Source organism: Methylomagnum ishizawai, from assembly GCF_019670005.1.
GTDB lineage: Bacteria > Pseudomonadota > Gammaproteobacteria > Methylococcales > Methylococcaceae > Methylomagnum > Methylomagnum ishizawai.
In genome coordinates, this window is the sequence record NZ_AP019783.1 from 3,772,276 (window position 1) to 3,793,038 (window position 20,763).

Consider the following 20,763-nt stretch of genomic DNA (forward strand, 5'->3'; position numbering starts at 1 on the left):
GCGTGCCATGAATTCGACAAGACTCATGGACCGCGCCCCGGAACCCGGCACCACCGGGCCTGTGACCAACGAAACGAAAAGCGTAGGACCGGCGCAACTCGAATCGCTCCGCAATCTTGCGCTTCTCCTTTTGTTGATCCCTTTTCCGGGGGGCGATCCCAAGCCCCGCGAGCCCGTCGCTTCGCCCGAACCCGCCCCGTCCATTCCCAAGCCGCGGACCACCGGCGGCGGCCCTGGGAACGGGCCGGAAGTCCCAGCACCGGGCGAGTCCGCCCCCGGCCTGGACCCGGCCCTCGAAGACGCCCTGCGCCGCGATTACCAGAAACGCCTGCCCCGGCTCCGGCCCTTGTTCGCGGAGGCGGGGCGGCGGCATGGCCTCGATTGGCGGCTGCTGGCGGCGGTCGGCTACCAGGAGTCCAAATGGAACCACCGGGCGGTTTCGGCGGAAGGCGTGCGCGGCCTGATGATGCTGACCGGCACCACGGCGCGGGAACTCAAGGTCCGCGACCGCTTCGACCCCGGCCAGAGCATCGCGGGCGGAGCCGCCTATCTCAGCCGGACCCTGACCGCCCTCCCCGCCCAAATCCCCGACCCCGACCGCGTCTGGTACGCGCTGGCGGCCTATAACCTGGGACCGGGCCATGTCGAGGACGCCCGCGCCCTGGTGCGGGCCAAGGGCGGCGACCCGGACCGCTGGGCCGAACTCAAGCGGGTTTTGCCCTTGCTGGCCCATCCCGCTTGGCACCGGCACACCCACCATGGCCGGGCGCGGGGCGGCGTGGCGGTGCGCTATGTGAACAGCGTGCGCCGCTATTACGAGCTGTTGGTCTGGCTGACGGGCGCGGAGGAGAACCGCGAAACCACGCTGGCGCGGGCGGACGGGACGTAGGCTCAACGCTTGGCGCGGAAGAATTCCCGGAGCATGGCCCCGCATTCGTCGCCCAGCACGCCGCCGGTGGTTTCGATGCGGTGGTTGAGGAATTCGGCCTCGGCCAGGCGCAGGGCGCTTTCCACCGCGCCGCGCTTGGGGTCGGTGGCGGCGTAGACCAGCCGCTTCACCCGCGCCTGGGATATAGCCCCCATACACATGACGCAGGGCTCCAGGGTGACATAGAGGGTGGTATCGACCAGCCGGTAATTGCCGACCCTGGCGCCAGCTTCGCGCAGGGCGACGATTTCGGCGTGGGCGGTGGGATCGTGGGTGGAGATGGGGCGGTTCCAGCCTTCGGCGAGGATGGCCCCATCCTTCACCAGCACCGCGCCCACCGGCACTTCGCCCAGCGCCCGCGCTTGTTCGGCCAGGGCGAGGGCATGGCGCATCCAGCCTTCGTCGTCGGAAGAGGCCGCGCCGTCCGTGGCGGGCGGGAGCGGCATCACTCCCATTCGATGGTCGCGGGCGGCTTGCCGGAAATATCGTAGGTGACGCGGGAAATCCCCGGCACTTCGTTGATGATCCGGCGCGATACCAAATCGAGGAATTCATAGGGCAGGTGCGCCCAATGCGCCGTCATGAAATCGATGGTCTCGACCGCCCTGAGCGCCACCACATAGTCGTAGCGGCGGCCATCGCCCATCACCCCCACCGATTTCACCGGCAGGAACACCGCGAACGCCTGGCTGGTTTTTTCATACAGCCCATGCCGGTACAGTTCCTCGATGAAGATGGCATCGGCCCGGCGCAGCAAATCGGCGTATTCCTTCTTCACCTCGCCCAAAATGCGGACCCCGAGGCCGGGACCGGGGAAGGGATGGCGGTGGATCATCTCGGAGGGCAGCCCCAGTTCCAGGCCGATCTGCCGCACCTCGTCCTTGAACAGCTCGCGCAGCGGTTCCACCAGCTTGAGCTTCATGTGTGCGGGCAGGCCACCGACGTTGTGGTGGGATTTGATGACATGGGCCTTGCCGGTCTTGGAACCCGCCGATTCGATCACGTCCGGGTAGATGGTGCCCTGGGCCAGCCAACGGGCGTCGGTGAGCTTGGCCGCTTCCTCGTCGAAAATCTCCACGAACACCCGCCCGATGATCTTGCGCTTTTGTTCGGGATCGGCGACGCCCGCCAGTTCCGCCAGGAACCGCTGTTCCGCATCGACCCGGATCACCTGGACGCCCATGTGCTTGGCGAAAGTCGCCATCACCTGATCGCCCTCGCCCAGCCGCAGCAGCCCGGTATCCACGAACACGCAGGTCAGCCGTTCGCCGATGGCCTGGTGCAACAAGGCCGCGACCACGCTGGAATCCACCCCGCCCGACAAGCCCAAAACCACCTGCTCGTCGCCCAGCTTGGCGCGGAGGCCGGCGATGCTGTCCTCGATGATGTTGCGGGCGGTCCACAGGGCGTCGCAGCCGCAAATCTCCTTGAGGAAGCGTTCCAGGATGCGCCCGCCCTGGCGGGTGTGGGTGACTTCGGGATGGAATTGCAGGGCGTAGAAGCGCCTATCTTCGTCGGCCATGCCGGCGATGGGGGCGCTGTCGGTGGAGGCGATCAGCTTGAAACCGGGCGGCAGTCCGGTCACTTGGTCGCCATGGCTCATCCAGACATCCAAGAGGCCGAAACCTTCCGGGCTGGCGTGGTCCTCGATCCCGCGCAGCAAGCGGGAATGGCCCCGCGCCCGCACCTGGGCATAGCCGAACTCGCTATGGGTGCAAGCCTCGACCTTGCCGCCCAATTGCGCGGCCATCGTCTGCATTCCATAGCAAATGCCCAGCACCGGCACGCCGAGCCCGAACACCACGCCCGGTGCCCGTGGGGTATCGGTCGCGGTGACGGTCTCGGGGCCGCCCGAGAGGATCACGCCCTTGGGCGCGTAGTCCTGGATATATTGCTCGTCGCAATCGTAGGGATGGATTTCGCAATAGACGCCGATTTCGCGCACGCGGCGGGCGATCAACTGGGTGTATTGGGAACCGAAATCGAGGATGAGGATTTTGTGGGAATGGATGTTTTGCATGGAGAAATAAGCCAGAATTTAGCGGTGGATCATACTCGGCGCACCCAGCGCCCGGCACGGGGAATGTCTGTAGCCGTTACTGATTATTAGCCTGAGGAGCCATGCCGATGCCTCGACAAAATAGCGAAGCATACAAATGCTGGGGTGGGTACGGAGAATACCCAATTGGGCACGACATCAAATCAAGCTTATAGGCCACGCCGATGCTGAATAGGACTTGATACGGGAACAGGCAAGATAAAGGAATAGAATCCAGATTGGCTCAAATGCTTCGCGGTGCCGCCGGAATCAACCGGCTCCCGGATAGCCTTTCATTCCCCGGCCCGAAAAAGGCGATATGCCCATCGGTATCGACCACCCAAACCTCCAGCGCCCCGACCCCGAAATACAATGGCATCTTGTCCAGCATTTCCTGCCAGCTATTCGAGGGCGACATCACTTCGACGCAAATTTCGGGGGCTTCGGTGACATAGCCGGGTAGTCCGCAATGGCGGTGATGATAGTCCGGGCTGGCGAGCACCATATCCGGCGCTTTCACGCCGTCGGCGGTGTGGATACCGAGTTCGGTCCCACTTTCCCACTCGGGCGCGATCCTCGCCAAGGCCCGGATGAGCCGGGCCACATGGTTGCTATGTCCATAATTCACCGGCGTCATGATGATCTGTCCCCTCGCGTTGGTTTCCCAGGGAAACGGCAAATCCAGCTTTTCGATAGCCTTGAGCAGGTCGGCATCCATAACGGCGAACCTCCGCGAAGGGGATGGATTCAATCCAAGGAATAATTCGGCGCTTCCTTGGTGATGGTGACATCGTGGACATGGCTTTCGCGCATCCCCGCCGAGGTGACGCGCACGAAGCGGGCCTGGGTACGGAGTTGCTCGATGGTGCCGCAGCCGGTGTAGCCCATGGCCGAGCGCACCCCGCCCACCAATTGATGGACGATGGACACCAAGCTGCCCTTGTAGGGCACGCGGCCTTCGATGCCTTCCGGGACCAGCTTCTCGGCCTCGCTGCTGTCCTGGAAATAGCGGTCGCTGGAACCTTGCTGCTGGGCCATCGCGCCCAGGGAACCCATGCCACGGTAGCTCTTATAGGAACGGCCCTGGTAAAGCTCGACCTCGCCCGGCGCTTCCTCGGTGCCGGCGAACAAGCCCCCCAGCATGACCGCGTGCGCCCCCGCCGCCAGGGCTTTGGCCACATCGCCGGAATAGCGGATGCCGCCATCGGCGATCAAGGGGATATCGGTGCCTTTCAAGGCATCGGCCACATTGGCGACCGCCGTGACCTGGGGGATGCCGACGCCGGCCACGATGCGGGTGGTGCAGATCGAACCGGGACCGATGCCCACCTTCACCGCGTCGGCCCCGGCCTCGACCAAGGCGCGGGCCGCTTCGCCGGTGGCGATGTTGCCGCCGATCACCTGGACCTCGGGGAAGTTGCGCTTGACCCAATGCACCCGGTCCAGCACGCCCTGGGAATGGCCGTGGGCGGTATCCACCACGATCACATCCACGCCCGCCGCCACCAGGGCCGCGACCCGCTCCTCGGTGCCCGCGCCGGTGCCGACCGCCGCGCCGACCCGCAGCCGTTCCTGCTCGTCCTTGCAGGCTTGCGGGTAGTCCTTGGATTTCTGGATGTCCTTGACCGTGATGAGGCCGCGCAATTGGAAGTGGTGGTTGACCACCAGGATTTTCTCGATGCGGTGCTTGTGCAGGAGGCTGACGATCTCGTCCTTGCCCGCGCCTTCCAACACCGTGACCAGCTTGTCCTTGGGGGTCATGACCTTGCTGACCGGCTCGTCGTAGCGGGTCTCGAACCGGAGGTCGCGGCTGGTGACGATGCCGACCAATTCGCCCCGGTCCACCACCGGCACGCCGGAAATGCGCTTGGCGCGGGTCAGTTCCATCACCTCGCGGATGGTGATATGGGGGGAAACGGTGATGGGTTCCTTGATGACGCCGCTCTCGTATTTCTTGACGCAATCCACTTCGTAGGCCTGGCGCTCGGCGGTCATGTTCTTGTGGACAATGCCGATGCCGCCTTCCTGGGCCATGGTGATGGCGAGGCGCGATTCGGTGACCGTATCCATGGCGGCGGACAACAGCGGTATGTTCAGCCGGATGTTGCGCGTGAGCTGGGTTCCCAGGTCGGCTTCGCGCGGCAGCAGGGTGGAATGGGCAGGAATGAGGAGGACATCGTCGAAAGTGAGGGCTTCTTGAACGACACGCATGGTTTGCTCCCGCCAGCTAAAAAATCGGACAAATATAGGTGAAAGCGCGGGTATAGGCAAGGTTTGGGGGGCTTGTCAATGGTGGAATGCGAGATTGCGCCCTTCCCCGCCCGGTTCAATTCCGATAAACCCGGAAATCGGCCTGGCAACCGCGCTCCACCCAAATACCCCAGTTATCGTTGCCCCAGTTGTCCTTGTATTTGCAGGGCTTGCCGGAAAGGCGCTGGGCGACCTCGACCCGGCCGATCTTGAACGGGCTGTTGCAGCGCTTCCAACCGCCGTTGACGCTCTCGCAGCGGATGGTTACGACATTTTTATTGTTATTGCCACCGCCATTCCACGGCCAGTTGCCGCCTCCGTTCCCATTGCCGCCGCCCTGGGCATAGACCCGGAACCGCGCCCGGCACCCCTGGTCGACCCAAACCCGGTCGTTGTTATAGCCCCAGGTCCGCCCGAAATCGCAGGGCGATTTGGACAGGCGCTGCTCGATCTTGACCTGGGCTATCGGGAAACCCGCCCGGCAGGCACGGTTGCCGCCATCGTTGCTTTCGCAGGTGAGCGTTTGCGAAACATTGTTGGACCCGCCGTTGTTGGGCCATCCCCCCTGGTTCGGCCAATAGCCACGGTTGCCGCCGCAACCGGCGATGGAGAAGGCGAGCGTGGTGGTGACGAGCGCGGCGCAGAAGGCCCGGGCTTTGAAGATCATGGGATTTACCTCGGCTGGACTGGACGGATCGGGTATCCAGCCAGGATAGCACGCCCAGGAAAACCCAGATTCCGCCACCCCGGTGGGCGATACGCCGGGCGGCGGGAACCCGCCCGCGCCCCGGCGCAAAAAGCCCGCTCAAGGGGTTCCGGCGGCGGCCTGGGCCTCGATCAAACGGCCCTGCCCGGCGCGGTCCAGGATTTCCCGGAACACCGCCGAGCGCCGGGCCAGGGCCGTTTCCTGCTCGGGGGTGACGCCCTGTTCCGCCAGCGGGAAGAACACGCCCAGCATGGCCGCCTCGGCGATGGGTTCGAAGAACGCCGCCTTCAAGGCCCAGGCGAATACCCCGGCGAACACATAGAGCCAAATCCCGAGCGGCACCGGGAAGCCCTCGGTCAGCATCTGGAAACCCACCGCCAGCAACGGGAAGGCGGCGGCGAAACCCAGCCACTCGAACAGGGTGGCATAGGTCCGGTACTTCAGCAGGGTGCCGAAATGGCGGTCGTGGACGGCCAGGGCGGTGGCGGCGGTGCGCCAGGGATTGTCGTGGCCGGAATGGAAATGCCCGGCCAGGAGGGTTTGATGGTCCAGCCCGGCGTAGCGGCCCAAGGCGGTACGGACATATTGGCCGATCCGGGGATGGTCCAGCAATGGCGCGAGCCAAGCGGGCGGGGCCGGCAAATCGGCCAGGGCGCAGCGGATATGGCGGTCGAGATCGAACAGGCCGGCGGTGCTGGGGAAGCTGCGCTGGACCTGCCGCTTGGCATAATCGAGCTGGGCCTTGCCGCCGGGGATGGGCTTGCCCAGGGCCTGCTCGGCCAGCAAGAGCAACTGCGGCACCTTGATGTGGCGCAACCAATGGGGGCGCAGCTTGTACATCAGGAAAGCGAAAGCGGCGAAACCCAGCACCGCGCCGAAGGGGGCCATGGAATTGGGATTCTTGCCCCAGGAATCGGCGGCGATGGCGACGCCGGCACCGGACAGCGTGGCGAACAGATAGCCCAGGCCGGTGCCCAGGCAAATCGAGAACCGGTACAGCGCGAAGGGCATCGATTTCTCGATGTTGCGCGTGCCGGCCAGGAGGCTGAAATGGGACATTGGGGATTCCTCTGGTTGGGTGTGAAGGTTGTCGGAAGCGTTATTTTAAAACCGCCGGGCGGCAAGGCCGCGACTGTGGGCCAGCCCGCGGCTTGGGGGGCGCGGCAAAACCCGTCACGATGGATGCCAACCCCCCGCAATGATAGGTTTCGCGGTTATGTTTGTTCACATCCCATGCCGTCGGCCAATAAAAAGCCCCGCCAGGGCGGGGCTTTTAAAAGGGGATAGCGCGACGGAACCCGCAGGCTCCGCTCCGCCCGATCCGCAGCGGGCTTATTTCTCGACGGCCTTCATGCTCAAACGCACCCGGCCCTGGCGGTCGATTTCCAGCACCTTGACCCGGACCACATCGCCCTCGGCCAGTTTGTCGCTGACCTTCTCGACATGCTCGTCGGAGATTTGCGAGATGTGGACCAGCCCGTCCTTGCCGGGCAGGATGGTCACGAACGCGCCGAAGTCCATCAAACGGACCACCTTGCCTTCGTAGATCTTGCCGACCTCGACCTCGGCGGTGATGGCCTCGATCCGGCGGCGGGCCTCGTCGCCGGCCTCGCGGTCCACGGAGGCGATCTTCACCACACCGTCATCGGTGATATCGATGCTGGCCCCGGTCTCCTCGGTGATGGCGCGGATGGTGGCCCCACCCTTGCCGATAACATCGCGGATCTTGCTGGGGTCGATGGTGAAGCTCATGATACGCGGCGCGTAATCGGACATCTCCTTGCGCGGCGTGGACAGGACTTGGTTCATCTTGCCCAGGATATGGAGGCGCCCGGCCTTGGCCTGGTCCAGCGCCTTGCTCATGATCTCGGCGGTGATGCCATCGATCTTGATATCCATCTGCAAGGCGGTCACGCCGTCGCGGGTGCCCGCGACCTTGAAATCCATATCGCCCAGATGGTCCTCGTCGCCCATGATGTCGGACAGCACCGCGAAGCGGTCGCCCTCCTTGATCAAGCCCATGGCGATACCCGCCACCGGGGCTTCGATGGGCACGCCCGCGTCCATCAGCGCCAAGCTGGTGCCGCAGACCGAGGCCATGGAACTGGAACCGTTGGACTCGGTGATTTCCGACACCACGCGGATGACGTAGGGGAATTCATCCGGGTCCGGCATCACCGCCTGCACGCCGCGCTTGGCCAGACGGCCATGGCCGATTTCACGGCGCTTGGGGGAGCCGATGTTGCCGGTCTCGCCCACGCAATAGGGCGGGAAGTTGTAGTGCAACATGAAGGGGTCTTTGTATTCGCCCTCGATGGCGTCGATCACCTGGGCATCGCGGCCCGTGCCCAAGGTGGCGACCACCAGGGCCTGGGTTTCGCCACGGGTGAACAGGGCGGAACCATGGGTACGCGGCAACACGCCGGTACGGATGGTGATGGGACGGACGGTGACGAGGTCGCGGCCATCGATGCGCTGGGCCTCGTCGAGGATGCGGGCGCGCACGGTGTCGTATTCCAGCTTCTCGAACACGCCGCGCACGGCGGTGGCGGAATATTGGCCTTCGGCGGTCAGCGCCTCGATCACGGCCTTGCGGGCTTCCTTCACGGTCTGGCCGCGCAGCTGCTTGTCGGCGATGCGGTAGGCGGCATCGACAGCGGCACCGGCCTGGGCCTTGACGGCATCCTCCAAGGCGGTATCCGGGGTCGGCGGGGTCCAATTCCAGGATTTCACGCCGACCATTTCGGCCAAATCCAGGATCGCGTCGATGGCGACCTGCATTTGCTCATGGCCGAACATGACCGCGCCCAGCATCACATCCTCGGGCAGCATGGCGGCTTCGGACTCCACCATCAGCACGGCCTTGGACGTACCGGCCACCACCAAATCCAACATGGAATCGTCCAGGTCGGAGGCCAGGGGATTCAGCACGTATTGATCGTCGATATAGGCGACCCGGGCCGCGGCTATCGGACCTTGGAACGGCATCCCGGACAGGGTCAGCGCCGCCGACGCGCCCAGCATGGAGGGCACATCGGGATCGATCTCGGGATTGAGGGAGAGGACGGTGGCGACCACCTGCACTTCGTGGGTGAATCCGTCCGGGAAAAGCGGGCGTATCGGACGGTCGATCAACCGGGCGGTGAGGGTTTCCTTCTCGGTGGGGCGTCCTTCGCGCTTGAAAAATCCGCCGGGAATCCGCCCCGCGGCATAAGCCTTCTCCTGATAATTCACCGTCAGGGGGAAAAAATCGGTTTCGGGAGAAGCTTCCTTCTTGCCCACCACGGTCACGAGGACCACCGTTCCCTCCATATCGACCATGACCGCGGCGTCGGCTTGACGCGCGATTTCGCCGGTCTCGAAGGTCACCAAATGTTCGCCGTACTTGAACTGTTTCCGAATCGGATTCACATCGATACCTACTAAGTGTCGAATACTATTTACGCAGGCCGAGCTTTTCGATCAAAGTCTTGTAACGTTCGGAATCTTTGCTCTTGAGGTAGTCCAGCAGCTTGCGGCGTTGGTTGACCAGGCGCAGCAGGCCACGACGGCTGTGGTGGTCTTTCTTGTGTTGGACGAAGTGGGGGGTCAGGTGGTTGATCCGGGCGGTGAGCAGGGCGACCTGGACTTCCGGGGAACCGGTATCGTTGGTGCCGCGCTGGTATTCCTGCACGACGGCGCTTTTTTCGACTGCGGTGAAAGGCATGAATCTACTCCTAGGGGAAAACTCGGCTTAAATAAACCCGTAATTTTAGCGTTATGCGCCTATGCGTTCAACGCGAAAGGCTTTGGGCCGGTTCCCGCACGGGACCACGAGAACCGGCACTTCCAATACGATCCTTCAGGGAACCGCGGCCCCGTCCGGTTGCTCGCGCTTGAGTTTGACCAAGCGCCGGGGCGCGATCCGGCCATCGTCCAGCACCTCGCCCACGCCCATGAACAGGGAATGGCGGCCATAGAGCCGGACCCAGCCTTCGGTGGGCGCTTTCGGCACCAGCACCGCTTCGCCCTTGCGGAGATAGAAGCTCAGCTGATCGTTGAGCTGCACAGCGGGCAAATCGGACACGATGGTATCCAAGGGCAAGAGCAAGCCCGGGCGCTCGGCTTCGGCCAGGGCTTCCAACCGATCCAGGGTGTGGGCATCGGCCACTTTAAGATCGCCGACGGCGGTACGGCGCAGGATTTCGACATGCCCACCACAACCCATGGCCCGGCCCAAATCCTCGGCCAGGGTGCGGATATAGGTGCCCTTGGAGCAATGCACGTCCAAATCCACGCTGGTCGCGTCGAAGTCTTCGAGGCGGAGTTCGTAGATGGTGACGGCACGGGCCTCGCGCTCGACCTCGATGCCCTTGCGGGCCAGATCGTACAAGCGCTGGCCTTGGTGCTTGAGGGCGGAATACATCGGCGGCACCTGGAGGATATCGCCCCGGAACGGAGCCAGATAGCCCTCGATGAATTCGGCGCTCAAGGGCGGCACGGGCTTGGTTTCGATCACCGCGCCCTCGGTGTCGCCGGTTTCGGTCGCGACGCCTAAGCGCACCCGCACTTGGTAGCGCTTGTCGGTGTTGAGCAGGAAACCGGACAGCTTGGTGCCCTCGCCCAAGCACAGCGGCAACAAACCGCTGGCGATGGGGTCGAGGCTGCCGGTATGGCCGGCCTTCTTGGCCCGGAATAGCCATTTGGCCCTTTGCAAGGCACCGTTGGAGGTGATCCCTGGGGATTTATCCAGCAGAAAGATACCGTTCAGATCGAGGGCGTTGGCCTTGCGGCTCATGCATCCTCCTGTCCGTCGTTGCCATCGCGCTCCGGCGTTTCCTGAGAGATGCGGTGTAGCAAGGCGTCCATCCGCAAGCCGCGTTCGATGGAATCGTCGAAGGCGAAGCGGATTTCCGGCAACACCCGCACCCGTAGCCGCTTGCCCAATTCCCGGCGCAGGGTCGGCACATAATCCGCCAAAGCCTTCACGCAGTCCTTGGGCGGCTTCTGGTTACCGAGGAAGGTCACGAAAATCTTCGCCACCGCCAGATCGCGGCTCAATTCGACCTCGCTGATCGTCACCATCCCCAGCCCCGGTTCATTGACCTGGGTTCGGATCAACTCGGCCATTTCCCTTTGGATTTGCGACGCGACCCGGTCGCTACGGGTGAATTCCCTGGGCATCCGCGTTTACCGTTGCACCAACACCTTTTCGAACACTTCGATCTGGTCGCCGACCTTGACCTCGTTGTAGTTCTTGATGCCCATGCCGCATTCCATCCCGGCCTTGACCTCGGACACGTCGTCCTTGAAACGGCGCAAAGAATCCAACTGGCCCTCGAAGATGACCACGTTTTCGCGCAGCACGCGGATCGGCAGATTGCGCTTCACATAGCCATCCGTGACCATACAACCGGCGATGGCCCCGAACTTGGGGTGGCGGAACACATCGCGCACCTGGGCATTGCCGACGATTTGTTCCTTGTACTCCGGCTCCAGCATCCCATTGATGGATTTTTTGATCTCGTCGATGGCTTCGTAAATGATGCTGTAGTAGTGCAGGTCGATTCCGCGCTCCTCGATCAGCTTGCGGGCACCGGCATCGGCGCGGACGTTGAAGCCGATGATGATGGCGTTGGACGCCAAAGCCAGGTTGGCGTCGGTTTCGCTGATGCCGCCGACGCCACCGCCGATGACCTTGACCTTGACCTTGTCGGTGGACAACTGGGTCAGGGAGCCGCGCAAGGCTTCCAAACTGCCCTGCACGTCGGCCTTGATGACCACGTTGAGATCGACGCTTTCCTCGCCGGATTCCATGCGCGAGAACACATCTTCCAGCTTGGTGGCTTGTTGCGCCGCCAGCTTGGTGGAGCGCAGGCGCTCCTCGCGGTTCAGGGCGATTTCGCGGGCCTTGCGCTCGTCGGACACCACAATGAATTCGTCGCCCGCGTTGGGCACCGCCGACAGGCCCAGCACTTCCACCGGGCAGGACGGCCCGGCTTCCTTCACCGGCTTGCCGTTCTCGTTGAACATGGCGCGGACGCGGCCAAATTCCATGCCGCACAGGATGAAATCGCCCTTCTTCAAGCGCCCGGCCTGGACCAGGATATCGGCCACCGGACCCCGGCCCTTTTCCAGCTTGGATTCGATCACCACGCCGGTGGCGGGGATGTCGTAGGGGGCGCGGAGTTCCAAGACTTCGGCCTGGACCAGGATGGCGTCGAGCAGGGCGTCGATGCCTTCGCCGGTCTTGGCGGACACCGGCACGAACTGGGTATCGCCGCCCCACTCTTCCGGCACCACGCTCAGCGCCACCAATTCCTGCTTGACGCGCTCGGGATCGGCCTGCGGCTTGTCGATCTTGTTGACCGCCACCACCAAGGGCACGCCGGCGGCGCGGGAATGATCGACCGCCTCGCGGGTCTGCGGCATCACGCCGTCGTCGGCGGCGACCACCAAGACCACGATGTCGGTGACTTTGGCACCGCGGGCGCGCATCGCGGTGAACGCGGCGTGGCCGGGGGTATCGAGGAAGGTCACGGCCCCGCCCTGGTTGGTCTTCACCTGATAGGCACCGATGTGCTGGGTGATGCCGCCGGCCTCACCCGCCGCCACCCGGCTCTTACGGATGTAGTCGAGCAGCGAGGTCTTGCCGTGGTCGACATGGCCCATGATGGTGACGACCGGGGCGCGGTGCGATTGCTCGGCGTCGGCGGCGAGGCTCATGGTGGCCTGGATTTCGGCCTCCAGCACGTTCTCGACCTGCGGGATGGCGGTATGGCCCATTTCCTCGACCACCAGGGTCGCGGTGTCCTGGTCCAGCATCTGGTTGATGGTGGCCATGGTGCCCATGCCCATCAAGGTCTTGATGACTTCGGTGGCCTTCACCGACATGCGCTGGGCGAGGTCGGACACGCTGATGTTTTGGGGGATGGCGACTTCGCGCACGATGGGTCCGGTGGGTTTTTCGAAGCCGTGTTTGACTTCGGGGGTGGGGGGAGCCGCCTTGCCCAGTTTCAGTTTTTTCTTCCTGGGCTGCTTGCTGCCGCGGATATCATCCAAATCCCGCACATCGTCGTCTTGACCACGGCCACCGCGGTCGCTGCCGCCTTTCTTTTTGTTGTTACCGCCACGGTCGGCGGGCGCGTTGGAACGCACCGCGGCGGGCGGCGGCGGCGTGGCGGGCTTGGCCCGGCGCGCGGCATCGGGAGTCGCCGCCGCCGGGGCGGGCCGACCGGCACCGGAGCGGGGTGGCTGGGTGGCCCGCGGTTCCTGGCCGGGACGGGAGTCTGGGCGGCGCGGCTCCTGGCCGGGGCGCGGGGCGTGGGGCGGACGGGAAGCGGGCTGCGGGGCACGGGCTTCCTGCGGACGGGAGGCGGGCTGCGATGAGCGGGTTTCCTGCGGGCGGGATGGCGGGGCGGGACGGGCTTCGCGGGGCGGCGGTTGCGGCGGCCTGCGCTGATCTTCCGTGCGGCGCTGGACATCGCCTTGTTCGCGTTGCTTGCGCTGTTCCTCTTCCTGGCGCTGGGCCACTTCGAGACGCTGGGCCTCCTCAAGGCGGCGCTGTTCCTCGGCGGCGCGCTCGGCCTCTTCGCGGCCGCGGCGTTCCTCTTCCTCGGCCAGGCGGCGGGCTTCTTCCTGTTGCAGGCGCAAAGCCTCCTGGGCTTCGAGTTCGCGCCGCTGCTCTTCCTGGGCCAGCCGGGCCTTCTCGGCCTCGGGGCGGCGGTCGCCGGTTTCGGGCAACTCGCTACGCTTCACGTAGGTGGTCTTCTTGCGGACCTCCACGCTGATGGTCTTGGTGCCCTTGCCGGGAATCTTGCCCTGCTTGAGTTCGCTCTGGACCCGGCGTTGCAGGGTCAACCGCTTGGGCTCGCCCAGGTCGGCCTGGTCCTTGCCGTGGCTCTGGCGGAGGAATCCCAGGAAGCTGCGCTTCTCGGCATCGCTCAGCACATCGTCCGCGCCGCTCTTTTTTATGCCCGCGTCGCCAAGCTGCGTGAGCAGCCGCTCCAGCGGTGTTTTGACCATTTCGGCGAGTTGCCGTACCGTCATATCGCTCATTCTGTAAGCCCCTGCTAATTTCCCCTTAACTTTCCGCGAACCACGGCAGACGCGCCGTCATGATGAGTTGGGCCGCCCGCTCCTGGCTCAGCCCCACGCTGTCCATCAGTTCATCGACCGATTGTTCCGCCAAATCCTCGACCGTGCGGACGCCGTTGCCCGCCAACCGGTAGGCCAAATCCCGGTCCATGCCTTCCATGTCCAGAAGGTCTGGGGCGGGTTCCGCCGATTCGAGCTTCTCTTCGCTGGCGATGGCTTTGATCAGCAAGGAATCGCGGGCCCGGTTGCGCAGTTCCTCGACGATTTCCTCGTCGAACTCCTCGACTTCCAGCAGTTCCTTGGCCGGCACATAGGCCAGTTCCTCGACCGTGGAGAAGCCTTCGCGCACCAGGATGGCGGCCACGTCGTTCTCCACGTCCAACTGTTCCATGAACGAGCGGACCAGCCGTTCGTTTTCCAGTTCGTTCTTGGCCTCGGCCTGGCTGGCGCTCATGACGTTGAGGGTCCAGCCGCTGAGGTCGGAGGCCAGCCGGACGTTCTGGCCGCCCCGGCCTATGGCCTGGGACAGGTTCTCGTCGGCGACGGCGATGTCCATGGAATGCTTGTCCTCGTCCACCACGATGGAGACGATCTCGGCGGGGGACATGCAATTGACCACGTATTGGGCTTCGTTCTCGTTCCAGAGGATGATATCGACCCGCTCGCCCGCCAGCTCGTTCGACACCGCCTGCACCCTGGAACCGCGCATCCCGACGCAGGCGCCGACCGGGTCGAGCCGGGGATCGTTGCTCTTCACCGCGACCTTGGCGCGGACGCCCGGATCGCGGGCCGCGCCCTTGATCTCGATCACGCCCTCGCTGACTTCCGGCACTTCCAGGCGGAACAGGGCGATCAGGAGTTCGGGGGCGGTGCGGCTGACGAATAATTGCGGGCCGCGGGCCTCGGGCCGGACCGCCTTCAGATAGCCGCGCAAACGGTCGCCGGAACGCACGGCCTCGCGGGGGATCATTTCGTCGCGGGGGATGAAGGCTTCGATATTGCCGCCGAGGTCGAGATAGACATTGCCGCGCTCGATGCGCTTGACCACGCCGGTGATCAGTTCGCCGACCTTGCCTTTATAGGCGTCGACGATCTTGCGGCGTTCGGCCTCGCGCACCTTCTGCACGATGACCTGCTTGGCGGTCTGGGCGGCGATGCGGCCGAACTCGATGGATTCGATGGGTTTTTCGACCGTGTCGCCGATTTGGGCCTGGGGGTCGAGTTCGCGGGCTTGTTCCAGGGTTGTTTCCAGTTCGGGGTTTTCCAGCGCATCGGGTTCGACCACCTGCCAACGCCGGAAGGTCTCGTAGCCCCCGGTCCTGCGGTCGATGGCGACCCGCACATCGAACCGATTGTCGTGGCGCTTGATAGTGGCCGTGCGCAGCGCATCCTCGATAGCCGCGAAGATGACTTCTTTTTCGATGTCCTTCTCGTTGGAAACGACATCCACCACCAGCAAGATTTCTTTGTTCGCCATGGCACCTTCCATACGTGTTTTATTCAAAATTCGGGCGCCAAACGCGCCTTGTCGATGGCCTCGAAGGGTATCCGCAGCGTCAGGTCGCCGTCCTGCAACAGGACGGTGTCCCCTTCCACCCCGGCGATCCGGGCCTTGAACCGGCGGCGGCCTTCGATGGCCCGCGCCAGTTGCAGCCGGACCATTTCGCCTTGGAACCTCGCGAAATGGGCCAGGGTGAACAAAGGCCGGTCCATGCCGGGGGAAGAGATTTCCAGTTGGTAGCGCCCAGGGATGGGGTCTTCCACATCCAGGGTGCCGCTGAGCTGGTAGCTGACCTTGGAACAATCGTCCAGGGTGATGCCGGCCTCGTGGTCGATGAACACGCGCAATATCCGCTGGCGGGCGTCGAATTCGACCCCGACCAGTTCGTAACCCAGTCCCGCGACGACCGGATCGATCAAATTCACCAAGCGCTCCTGCGCCCTCATGGATTACCTCGTTGGCTAGAATCCGCGTGAAACAAAAAATGGGCTCGAATGGCCCATTGTTGTTTTAATTCCGTTAAAAACTAAAAAAGCCCCAAGGGGCCAACTTCAGGAAGCGGGATTGCGTTGCGGCCATCCAGGATCAGCGCCGACCCCGCCAATTAGCCACGAATGATAGCAGGGTCGGGGGACGATGGGAACCGCTGGATCGATGGGATGCGACCTGCCTGCAGGATGGACTGGAATAAGCAAGGTCCGAAGGCCCAGGCCAAATTCGGCCCACTGACGGCATTTCGCAACGAACCCCAGGTATTCGGCCAGGCCCGCGCCTCCCTTTTTTGTAACAAAGTCTCATAATAGAGACTATTAACTTTCGAATTCAAACCGTTGGCAAAACATTGCCAGACCACTTTGAACCACATAAACTGCGGGTAATATAAAAATTCCATTAGGAGCGCACCAAATGCCGCCTTTACCTAACAAGTCTTTCTTCATCCCCCTGTGCCTATCCCTCCTGGCAGCCAGTCCGGCCACGCCAGCTTCCAACCGCGACCTCTCCTTGACCCTGGCCGCGTCGCCCGCCACGGCGGCGGCAGGCGAAACCGTCACCTATACCCTGACCGTCACCAACAACGGCTCGAAACCGGCCAAGAAAGTCATCGCGGCCACGCCTTTGCCCGCGGATACCGAATTGGCCTCCGTCCCGTCCAATTGCCGCGCCGTCCAAACCGACTATCGCTTGATCTGCAAGGCCAAACGCTTGGCTCCGGGACAAAGCCTCTCCTGGACCTTCGTGGCGCAAATCGGCGCATCGGGCACCCAACCGACCACGGCCACGGTGAAATCCAACAAGCGCGACGCCAACCCCACCGATAACAGGGCGGAGCTTTCCAGGGAGGATCGCGGTTCCGACAGCCACGCCACGAAGGACGATTCTGCGTCCGCCTCCACGACCGACACCACCGCGCAAGGCTCCGGCAACGGTACCGCGAAGGACGATTCTGCGTCCGCTTCCTCGACCGACACCACCGCGCAAGGCTCCGGCAGCGGCACCGCGAAGGACGATTCTTCGTCCACTTCCTCGACCGATACCAGCTCAAAAAATCAGGATGACCACGAACAGGAACCCGCTGCCGATAAAATCGCCATGCCCGATATGCGGGCCAATAGCGCACGGGAATACCATCCCGATGCCCAGGCGGACGAAATACACGCCATCGCCACCGCCAACATCGCCCTGGCCTTCGACCTGTATGCGGCCTATCAACAAGGCAACAGCGGGAATTTTGCCTACTCGGTCCCCGATATGGCGCAAACGCTGGCGATGCTGGCGGCCGGTGCCGACGGCGACACCCTGTCCGCCCTGCTCGGTGCCCTGCGCGTCGATCTCCAAGAACCCCGCCTGCATCCGGCGTTCAACGGCAGCGCCTTGGATTTATCGAACCGCAACCCAGCCGCCCACTTGGAACTGAACGCCGCGCTGTGGGGACAGGGCCAAAGCCAAGGCCAAGGCCAAGCCTATTATCTTTTCGAGTCCGGGTTCCTGGGCACGCTGGAAAAAAACTACGGCCCCGAATTGGGCGCGGTGGACTTCACCGCCGACCCCAAGGCCCCGATCATCGCCAACGCCATCGACCCCTGGCTCGCCGCGCATAGCCAAAACACCCTCACCGGCCTCGTCGCCGACCTGACGCCACGGACCCGCCTCGTGACGGGCAGCAGCCTTTCCCTGGACGGCGCGTGGCAAACGCCCCCCGACGCCAATCCGGCGGCCGAAGGACGCTTCGAGTTGTCCAGCAACGATCAGGTGCTGGTGCCGATGTTGAGTTTCACCGGCTCCTTCGCCTATGCCGAGGGAGACGGCTATCGCGCCTTCGAACTGCCGCTGGCCGACAGCGACTTGGCGCTGTGGGTGCTGATGCCGGATCATGGCCGCTTCGCCGAATTCCAGTCGGCGTTCGGCCCCGATCGGTTGCACAACCTCCTCGCGGCCATGACACCCACGCAGAAAACCTTGTACCTCCCCAAGATCGCGATCACCAGCGACCTGCCCAGCGGAACCCTCGCGTCCCTGGCTTTGAGCGGCCTGCTCACCGAGGGGCAGGCGGATTTCTCGCGGGTCAACGGCGAGGGTTATCTGTTCCTGGGCGCCCTCTTGCACCGGAGCGTCGTGAGCCTGTCGGAAAGCGCCGCGCAGGCCGATGGCGCCACGATCACCACCCATCTGGCCGCCCTGGACGAACCCGACAGCGTATGGAGCGGCTCCGGCTCTTCCGGCGTCATAACGACACGGGTGGACTTCTGCGCCCCGGTGCCGCAGTACGACCCCAGCCTGGCCCTGGCCCGACCCTTCCTGTTCGCGATCCGCGACCGGATCACCGGCTCGATCCTGTCCATGGGGCAAGTGAGCAATCCGGGCGGCACCCCCGCCGCGCCCGATTCGACCACCTACCCTTGCGGAGCGCCCATTAGCGGCGGATAAGGCCGGGCCTGAAACCCAAAACCACCGGTCCGGCCTTCCCGCCGGACCGGTGGAACCCAGCCCGCCCGCCTCCCCCGACCTCCCGCGGAACCCCATTCCGCTATTCCCGTATCCCGCGCCTCCCGCTACCCTATGCGCCCCCTTCGACCTTACCCGAGGAGAACCCCCATGCCCCTGACCGCGATGGACCTGGTGGCCCAGGCCAAACAACACATCAAGGAAGTCAACCCAACCGAAGCCCGGGCCCTGCTCGGCCAAGTCCCGGTGCTGGACGTGCGCGAACCCGGCGAATACGCCCAAGGTTGCCTGCCGGGCGCGGTGAACATCCCGCGTGGCGTACTCGAATTCCAGATCGGCAACCATCCCAAATTCCAGGGCGGCCAGGGCGCGGAAATCCTGGTCTATTGCCTCTCGGGCGGGCGCTCGGCCCTGGCGGTCGAAGCCCTGCACAAGCTGGGTTATGACAAGGCCGTGAGCCTCGCGGGCGGCTACAAGGCTTGGCAGGAAGCCGGCCAGCCCGTGGCGCCAGCGGGCGGCTGAGCCATGCCGCGCCGTTCCGACGCCCCGGAAGACAAGGCTCCCGCCGCCCAGATGCGGCTGGACAAATGGCTATGGGCGGCGCGGTTCTTCAAGACCCGGCAACTCGCCATCGACGCCATCAACGGCGGCAAGGTCCACCTCAACGGCCAGCGGGTCAAACCCGGCAAGGACATCGGCGTCGGTGCCCGGTTGGAAATCAGCAAGGACCGCTATGTCTGGGACATCACCGTCGAAGGGCTGGGTTCCCAGCGCCGCCCCGCCCCCGAAGCCGCCCTGCTCTACCGCGAAACCCCGGAAAGCCTCGCCAAGCGCCAAGCCGAAATCCAACGCCAGCGCGATGAAAAAGGGCCGGACTGGCAACCCGCGCACAAGCCCGACAAGAAGGATCGCCGTTTGATCCACCGCTTCAAGCGCGGCGACGAATAGGCCGTGGACCTATCCGCGCCCGGCGGCGACGCCCGCGCCGTCTACACCGTGTCCCGCCTCAACCGGGAAACCCGCTTCCTGCTGCAAGAATGCTTCGGCAGCCTGTGGATCGAGGGCGAAATCTCCAATCTTTCCGCCCCAGCGTCCGGCCATCTTTATTTCACCCTCAAGGACGCCGAAGCCCAGGTGCGCTGCGCCCTATTCCGCCCGCAGGCCCGTTCGCTGCGTTACAAACCCCGGAACGGGGCGCAAGTCCTGGTCAAGGCGCAGGTGGGATTGTACGAACCGCGCGGGGATTTCCAACTGGTGGTCGAGACTATCGAGGCGGCGGGCGATGGCGCTTTGCTGCGGGCGTTCGAGGCGCTCAAGCACCAGCTGGCGGCGGAAGGCTTGTTCGACGCCGTGCATAAAAAACCGATCCCCGCCTTGCCCCGCTGCATCGGCGTGGTGACTTCCCCGACCGGCGCGGCGCTGCGCGATGTGCTGACGGTGCTGAAACGCCGCTTCCCCGCCATTCCCGTGATCGTGTTCCCCGCCCAGGTCCAAGGTGCCGAGGCCCAGCACGCCATCGCCGCCGCCCTGGCGCGGGCCGACCGCCTCAAACTGTGCGATGTGCTGATCCTGGCGCGGGGCGGCGGTGCCCTGGAGGATTTGTGGGCCTTCAACGAAGAAACCGTGGCGCGGGCCATCCACGCCTGCGCGACCCCCGTCATCGCCGGCATCGGCCACGAGACCGATTTCACCATCGCCGATTTCGTGGCCGACCACAGGGCGCCGACCCCCTCGGCGGCGGCGGCGGCGGCCAGCCCCGACCGCGCCGATTGGCTGGAGCGGTTCCAGCGCCTGGAAGCGCGGTTGCGGCGGGGCTACGGGATCGTTCTGGAACGGCGGGAACGGACGCGGGCTTTCTTGGCCGCACGGCTGGCGCGGGTCCATCCCGAACAGCGCCTACGCACCCAAAGCCAGCGGCTGGACGCACTCGCGGCCCGGTTGCAACGCGCCCTCTCCCAACGCTTGGCACAGGCCCGGCACCGCCTGGACCACCAAACCGCCCGGTTGCTCCGGCACGACCCCACGCCCCGCTTGGAGCGCTTCGCCCGTGGATACCCAGGACTGGAAGCCCGCCTCGCCGCCGCCCTGGGCCGCCTCCTGGAAAGCCGGCGGCGGCAATGCGCCGCCGCCACCCTGCGGCTCGAAGCGCTCAACCCGCTCGCCACCCTGGCGCGGGGCTATGCCATCGCCTACCGGCCCGCGACCGGGCATATCCTGCGCTCGGCGGCGGAAGCCCGGCCCGGCGACACGCTGGAACTGCGCCTAGGGCAAGGCGTGCTGGCGGTCCGGGTCGAAGCCCTCCGCGAGGCTTGAAACACCCG

Annotated in this window: 17 protein-coding genes and 2 pseudogenes; 5 read left to right on the forward strand and 14 right to left on the reverse strand. The window is 64.5% G+C overall.

Annotated features, from left to right (window positions below; translation table 11 throughout):
• Positions 1-7 precede the first annotated feature (7 nt).
• The gene (locus K5658_RS17095) at positions 8-889 is read left to right on the forward strand and encodes a transglycosylase SLT domain-containing protein (RefSeq protein WP_221064296.1); all 882 of its coding nucleotides are present in this window, start codon (positions 8-10) and stop codon (positions 887-889) included.
• Positions 890-891: 2 nt separating this feature from the next.
• On the opposite strand, the gene tadA is transcribed toward K5658_RS17095, so the two are convergent.
• From tadA to rimP, 14 genes and pseudogenes are all read right to left on the reverse strand, one after another.
• A complete protein-coding gene (gene tadA / locus K5658_RS17100; protein ID WP_221064297.1) occupies positions 892-1,374 on the reverse strand; it encodes a tRNA adenosine(34) deaminase TadA in 483 nt (160 codons plus the stop codon).
• Positions 1,374-2,948, reverse strand: coding sequence for a glutamine-hydrolyzing GMP synthase (guaA, locus tag K5658_RS17105; RefSeq protein WP_221064298.1), 1,575 nt, complete (start codon positions 2,946-2,948; stop codon positions 1,374-1,376). Before guaA ends, tadA begins: the two co-directional genes overlap by 1 nt.
• 262 nt (positions 2,949-3,210) lie before the next feature.
• Positions 3,211-3,684, reverse strand: coding sequence for a Uma2 family endonuclease (locus K5658_RS17110; RefSeq protein WP_221064299.1), 474 nt, complete (start codon positions 3,682-3,684; stop codon positions 3,211-3,213).
• 29 nt (positions 3,685-3,713) lie between these two features.
• Positions 3,714-5,177, reverse strand: coding sequence for an IMP dehydrogenase (gene guaB, locus K5658_RS17115; protein WP_221064300.1), 1,464 nt, complete (start codon positions 5,175-5,177; stop codon positions 3,714-3,716).
• Between the two features lie 115 nt (positions 5,178-5,292).
• Positions 5,293-5,883, reverse strand: a complete 591-nt coding sequence (locus tag K5658_RS17120; protein ID WP_221064301.1) for a DUF3011 domain-containing protein — start codon at positions 5,881-5,883, stop codon at positions 5,293-5,295.
• A gap of 138 nt (positions 5,884-6,021) precedes the next feature.
• Positions 6,022-6,981: a hypothetical protein gene (locus K5658_RS17125; RefSeq protein ID WP_221064302.1), complete on the reverse strand. Its 960-nt coding sequence runs from the start codon at positions 6,979-6,981 to the stop codon at positions 6,022-6,024.
• 273 nt (positions 6,982-7,254) lie between these two features.
• On the reverse strand, positions 7,255-9,333 hold the full coding sequence (pnp, locus tag K5658_RS17130) for a polyribonucleotide nucleotidyltransferase (RefSeq protein ID WP_221064303.1): 2,079 nt from the start codon (positions 9,331-9,333) through the stop codon (positions 7,255-7,257).
• 25 nt (positions 9,334-9,358) lie between these two features.
• A complete protein-coding gene (gene rpsO / locus K5658_RS17135) occupies positions 9,359-9,628 on the reverse strand; it encodes a 30S ribosomal protein S15 (RefSeq protein ID WP_221064304.1) in 270 nt (89 codons plus the stop codon).
• A gap of 135 nt (positions 9,629-9,763) precedes the next feature.
• Positions 9,764-10,699 carry a tRNA pseudouridine(55) synthase TruB gene (gene truB, locus K5658_RS17140; protein WP_221064305.1) on the reverse strand — a complete coding sequence of 312 codons (936 nt, stop codon included), beginning with the start codon at positions 10,697-10,699 and terminating at the stop codon, positions 9,764-9,766.
• Positions 10,696-11,085 (reverse strand): 30S ribosome-binding factor RbfA, encoded by a 390-nt coding sequence (gene rbfA, locus K5658_RS17145; RefSeq protein WP_221064306.1) that lies wholly within the window; start codon positions 11,083-11,085, stop codon positions 10,696-10,698. Before rbfA ends, truB begins: the two co-directional genes overlap by 4 nt.
• Positions 11,086-11,091: 6 nt before the next feature.
• Positions 11,092-12,963, reverse strand: a pseudogene (infB, locus tag K5658_RS17150) (translation initiation factor IF-2); the annotation flags it as partial.
• Between the two features lie 291 nt (positions 12,964-13,254).
• Positions 13,255-13,959, reverse strand: a pseudogene (locus K5658_RS24210) (translation initiation factor IF-2 associated domain-containing protein); the annotation flags it as partial.
• A 25-nt stretch (positions 13,960-13,984) separates the two neighbouring features.
• Positions 13,985-15,475, reverse strand: coding sequence for a transcription termination factor NusA (gene nusA, locus K5658_RS17155; RefSeq protein ID WP_221064308.1), 1,491 nt, complete (start codon positions 15,473-15,475; stop codon positions 13,985-13,987).
• Positions 15,476-15,498: 23 nt separating this feature from the next.
• On the reverse strand, positions 15,499-15,945 hold the full coding sequence (gene rimP / locus K5658_RS17160) for a ribosome maturation factor RimP (RefSeq protein WP_221064309.1): 447 nt from the start codon (positions 15,943-15,945) through the stop codon (positions 15,499-15,501).
• Between the two features lie 460 nt (positions 15,946-16,405).
• Here rimP and K5658_RS17165 point away from each other — a divergent pair, with 460 nt between their 5' ends.
• The 4 genes from K5658_RS17165 to xseA all read left to right on the forward strand — a co-directional run bounded on the left by K5658_RS17165 (position 16,406) and on the right by xseA (position 20,755).
• Positions 16,406-18,424 carry a serpin family protein gene (locus K5658_RS17165; RefSeq protein ID WP_221064310.1) on the forward strand — a complete coding sequence of 673 codons (2,019 nt, stop codon included), beginning with the start codon at positions 16,406-16,408 and terminating at the stop codon, positions 18,422-18,424.
• Between the two features lie 168 nt (positions 18,425-18,592).
• Positions 18,593-18,964, forward strand: coding sequence for a rhodanese-like domain-containing protein (locus tag K5658_RS17170; protein WP_221064311.1), 372 nt, complete (start codon positions 18,593-18,595; stop codon positions 18,962-18,964).
• Between the two features lie 3 nt (positions 18,965-18,967).
• Positions 18,968-19,390 carry an RNA-binding S4 domain-containing protein gene (locus tag K5658_RS17175; protein ID WP_221064312.1) on the forward strand — a complete coding sequence of 141 codons (423 nt, stop codon included), beginning with the start codon at positions 18,968-18,970 and terminating at the stop codon, positions 19,388-19,390.
• Positions 19,391-19,393: 3 nt separating this feature from the next.
• Positions 19,394-20,755: an exodeoxyribonuclease VII large subunit gene (gene xseA, locus K5658_RS17180; RefSeq protein ID WP_221064313.1), complete on the forward strand. Its 1,362-nt coding sequence runs from the start codon at positions 19,394-19,396 to the stop codon at positions 20,753-20,755.
• Positions 20,756-20,763: the final 8 nt, after the last annotated feature.

Coding starts and splice junctions, on each gene's coding strand:
- K5658_RS17125 (WP_221064302.1), bottom strand. CDS start 6,981: ATGTCCCATTTCAGCCTCCTGGCCGGCACGCGCAACATCGAGAAATCG.
- truB (WP_221064305.1), bottom strand. CDS start 10,699: ATGAGCCGCAAGGCCAACGCCCTCGATCTGAACGGTATCTTTCTGCTG.
- rpsO (WP_221064304.1), bottom strand. CDS start 9,628: ATGCCTTTCACCGCAGTCGAAAAAAGCGCCGTCGTGCAGGAATACCAG.
- guaB (WP_221064300.1), bottom strand. CDS start 5,177: ATGCGTGTCGTTCAAGAAGCCCTCACTTTCGACGATGTCCTCCTCATT.
- rimP (WP_221064309.1), bottom strand. CDS start 15,945: ATGAGGGCGCAGGAGCGCTTGGTGAATTTGATCGATCCGGTCGTCGCG.
- K5658_RS17120 (WP_221064301.1), bottom strand. CDS start 5,883: ATGATCTTCAAAGCCCGGGCCTTCTGCGCCGCGCTCGTCACCACCACG.
- K5658_RS17110 (WP_221064299.1), bottom strand. CDS start 3,684: ATGGATGCCGACCTGCTCAAGGCTATCGAAAAGCTGGATTTGCCGTTT.
- guaA (WP_221064298.1), bottom strand. CDS start 2,948: ATGCAAAACATCCATTCCCACAAAATCCTCATCCTCGATTTCGGTTCC.
- rbfA (WP_221064306.1), bottom strand. CDS start 11,085: ATGCCCAGGGAATTCACCCGTAGCGACCGGGTCGCGTCGCAAATCCAA.
- nusA (WP_221064308.1), bottom strand. CDS start 15,475: ATGGCGAACAAAGAAATCTTGCTGGTGGTGGATGTCGTTTCCAACGAG.
- K5658_RS17165 (WP_221064310.1), top strand. CDS start 16,406: ATGCCGCCTTTACCTAACAAGTCTTTCTTCATCCCCCTGTGCCTATCC.
- K5658_RS17095 (WP_221064296.1), top strand. CDS start 8: ATGAATTCGACAAGACTCATGGACCGCGCCCCGGAACCCGGCACCACC.
- K5658_RS17175 (WP_221064312.1), top strand. CDS start 18,968: ATGCCGCGCCGTTCCGACGCCCCGGAAGACAAGGCTCCCGCCGCCCAG.
- tadA (WP_221064297.1), bottom strand. CDS start 1,374: ATGCCGCTCCCGCCCGCCACGGACGGCGCGGCCTCTTCCGACGACGAA.
- K5658_RS17170 (WP_221064311.1), top strand. CDS start 18,593: ATGCCCCTGACCGCGATGGACCTGGTGGCCCAGGCCAAACAACACATC.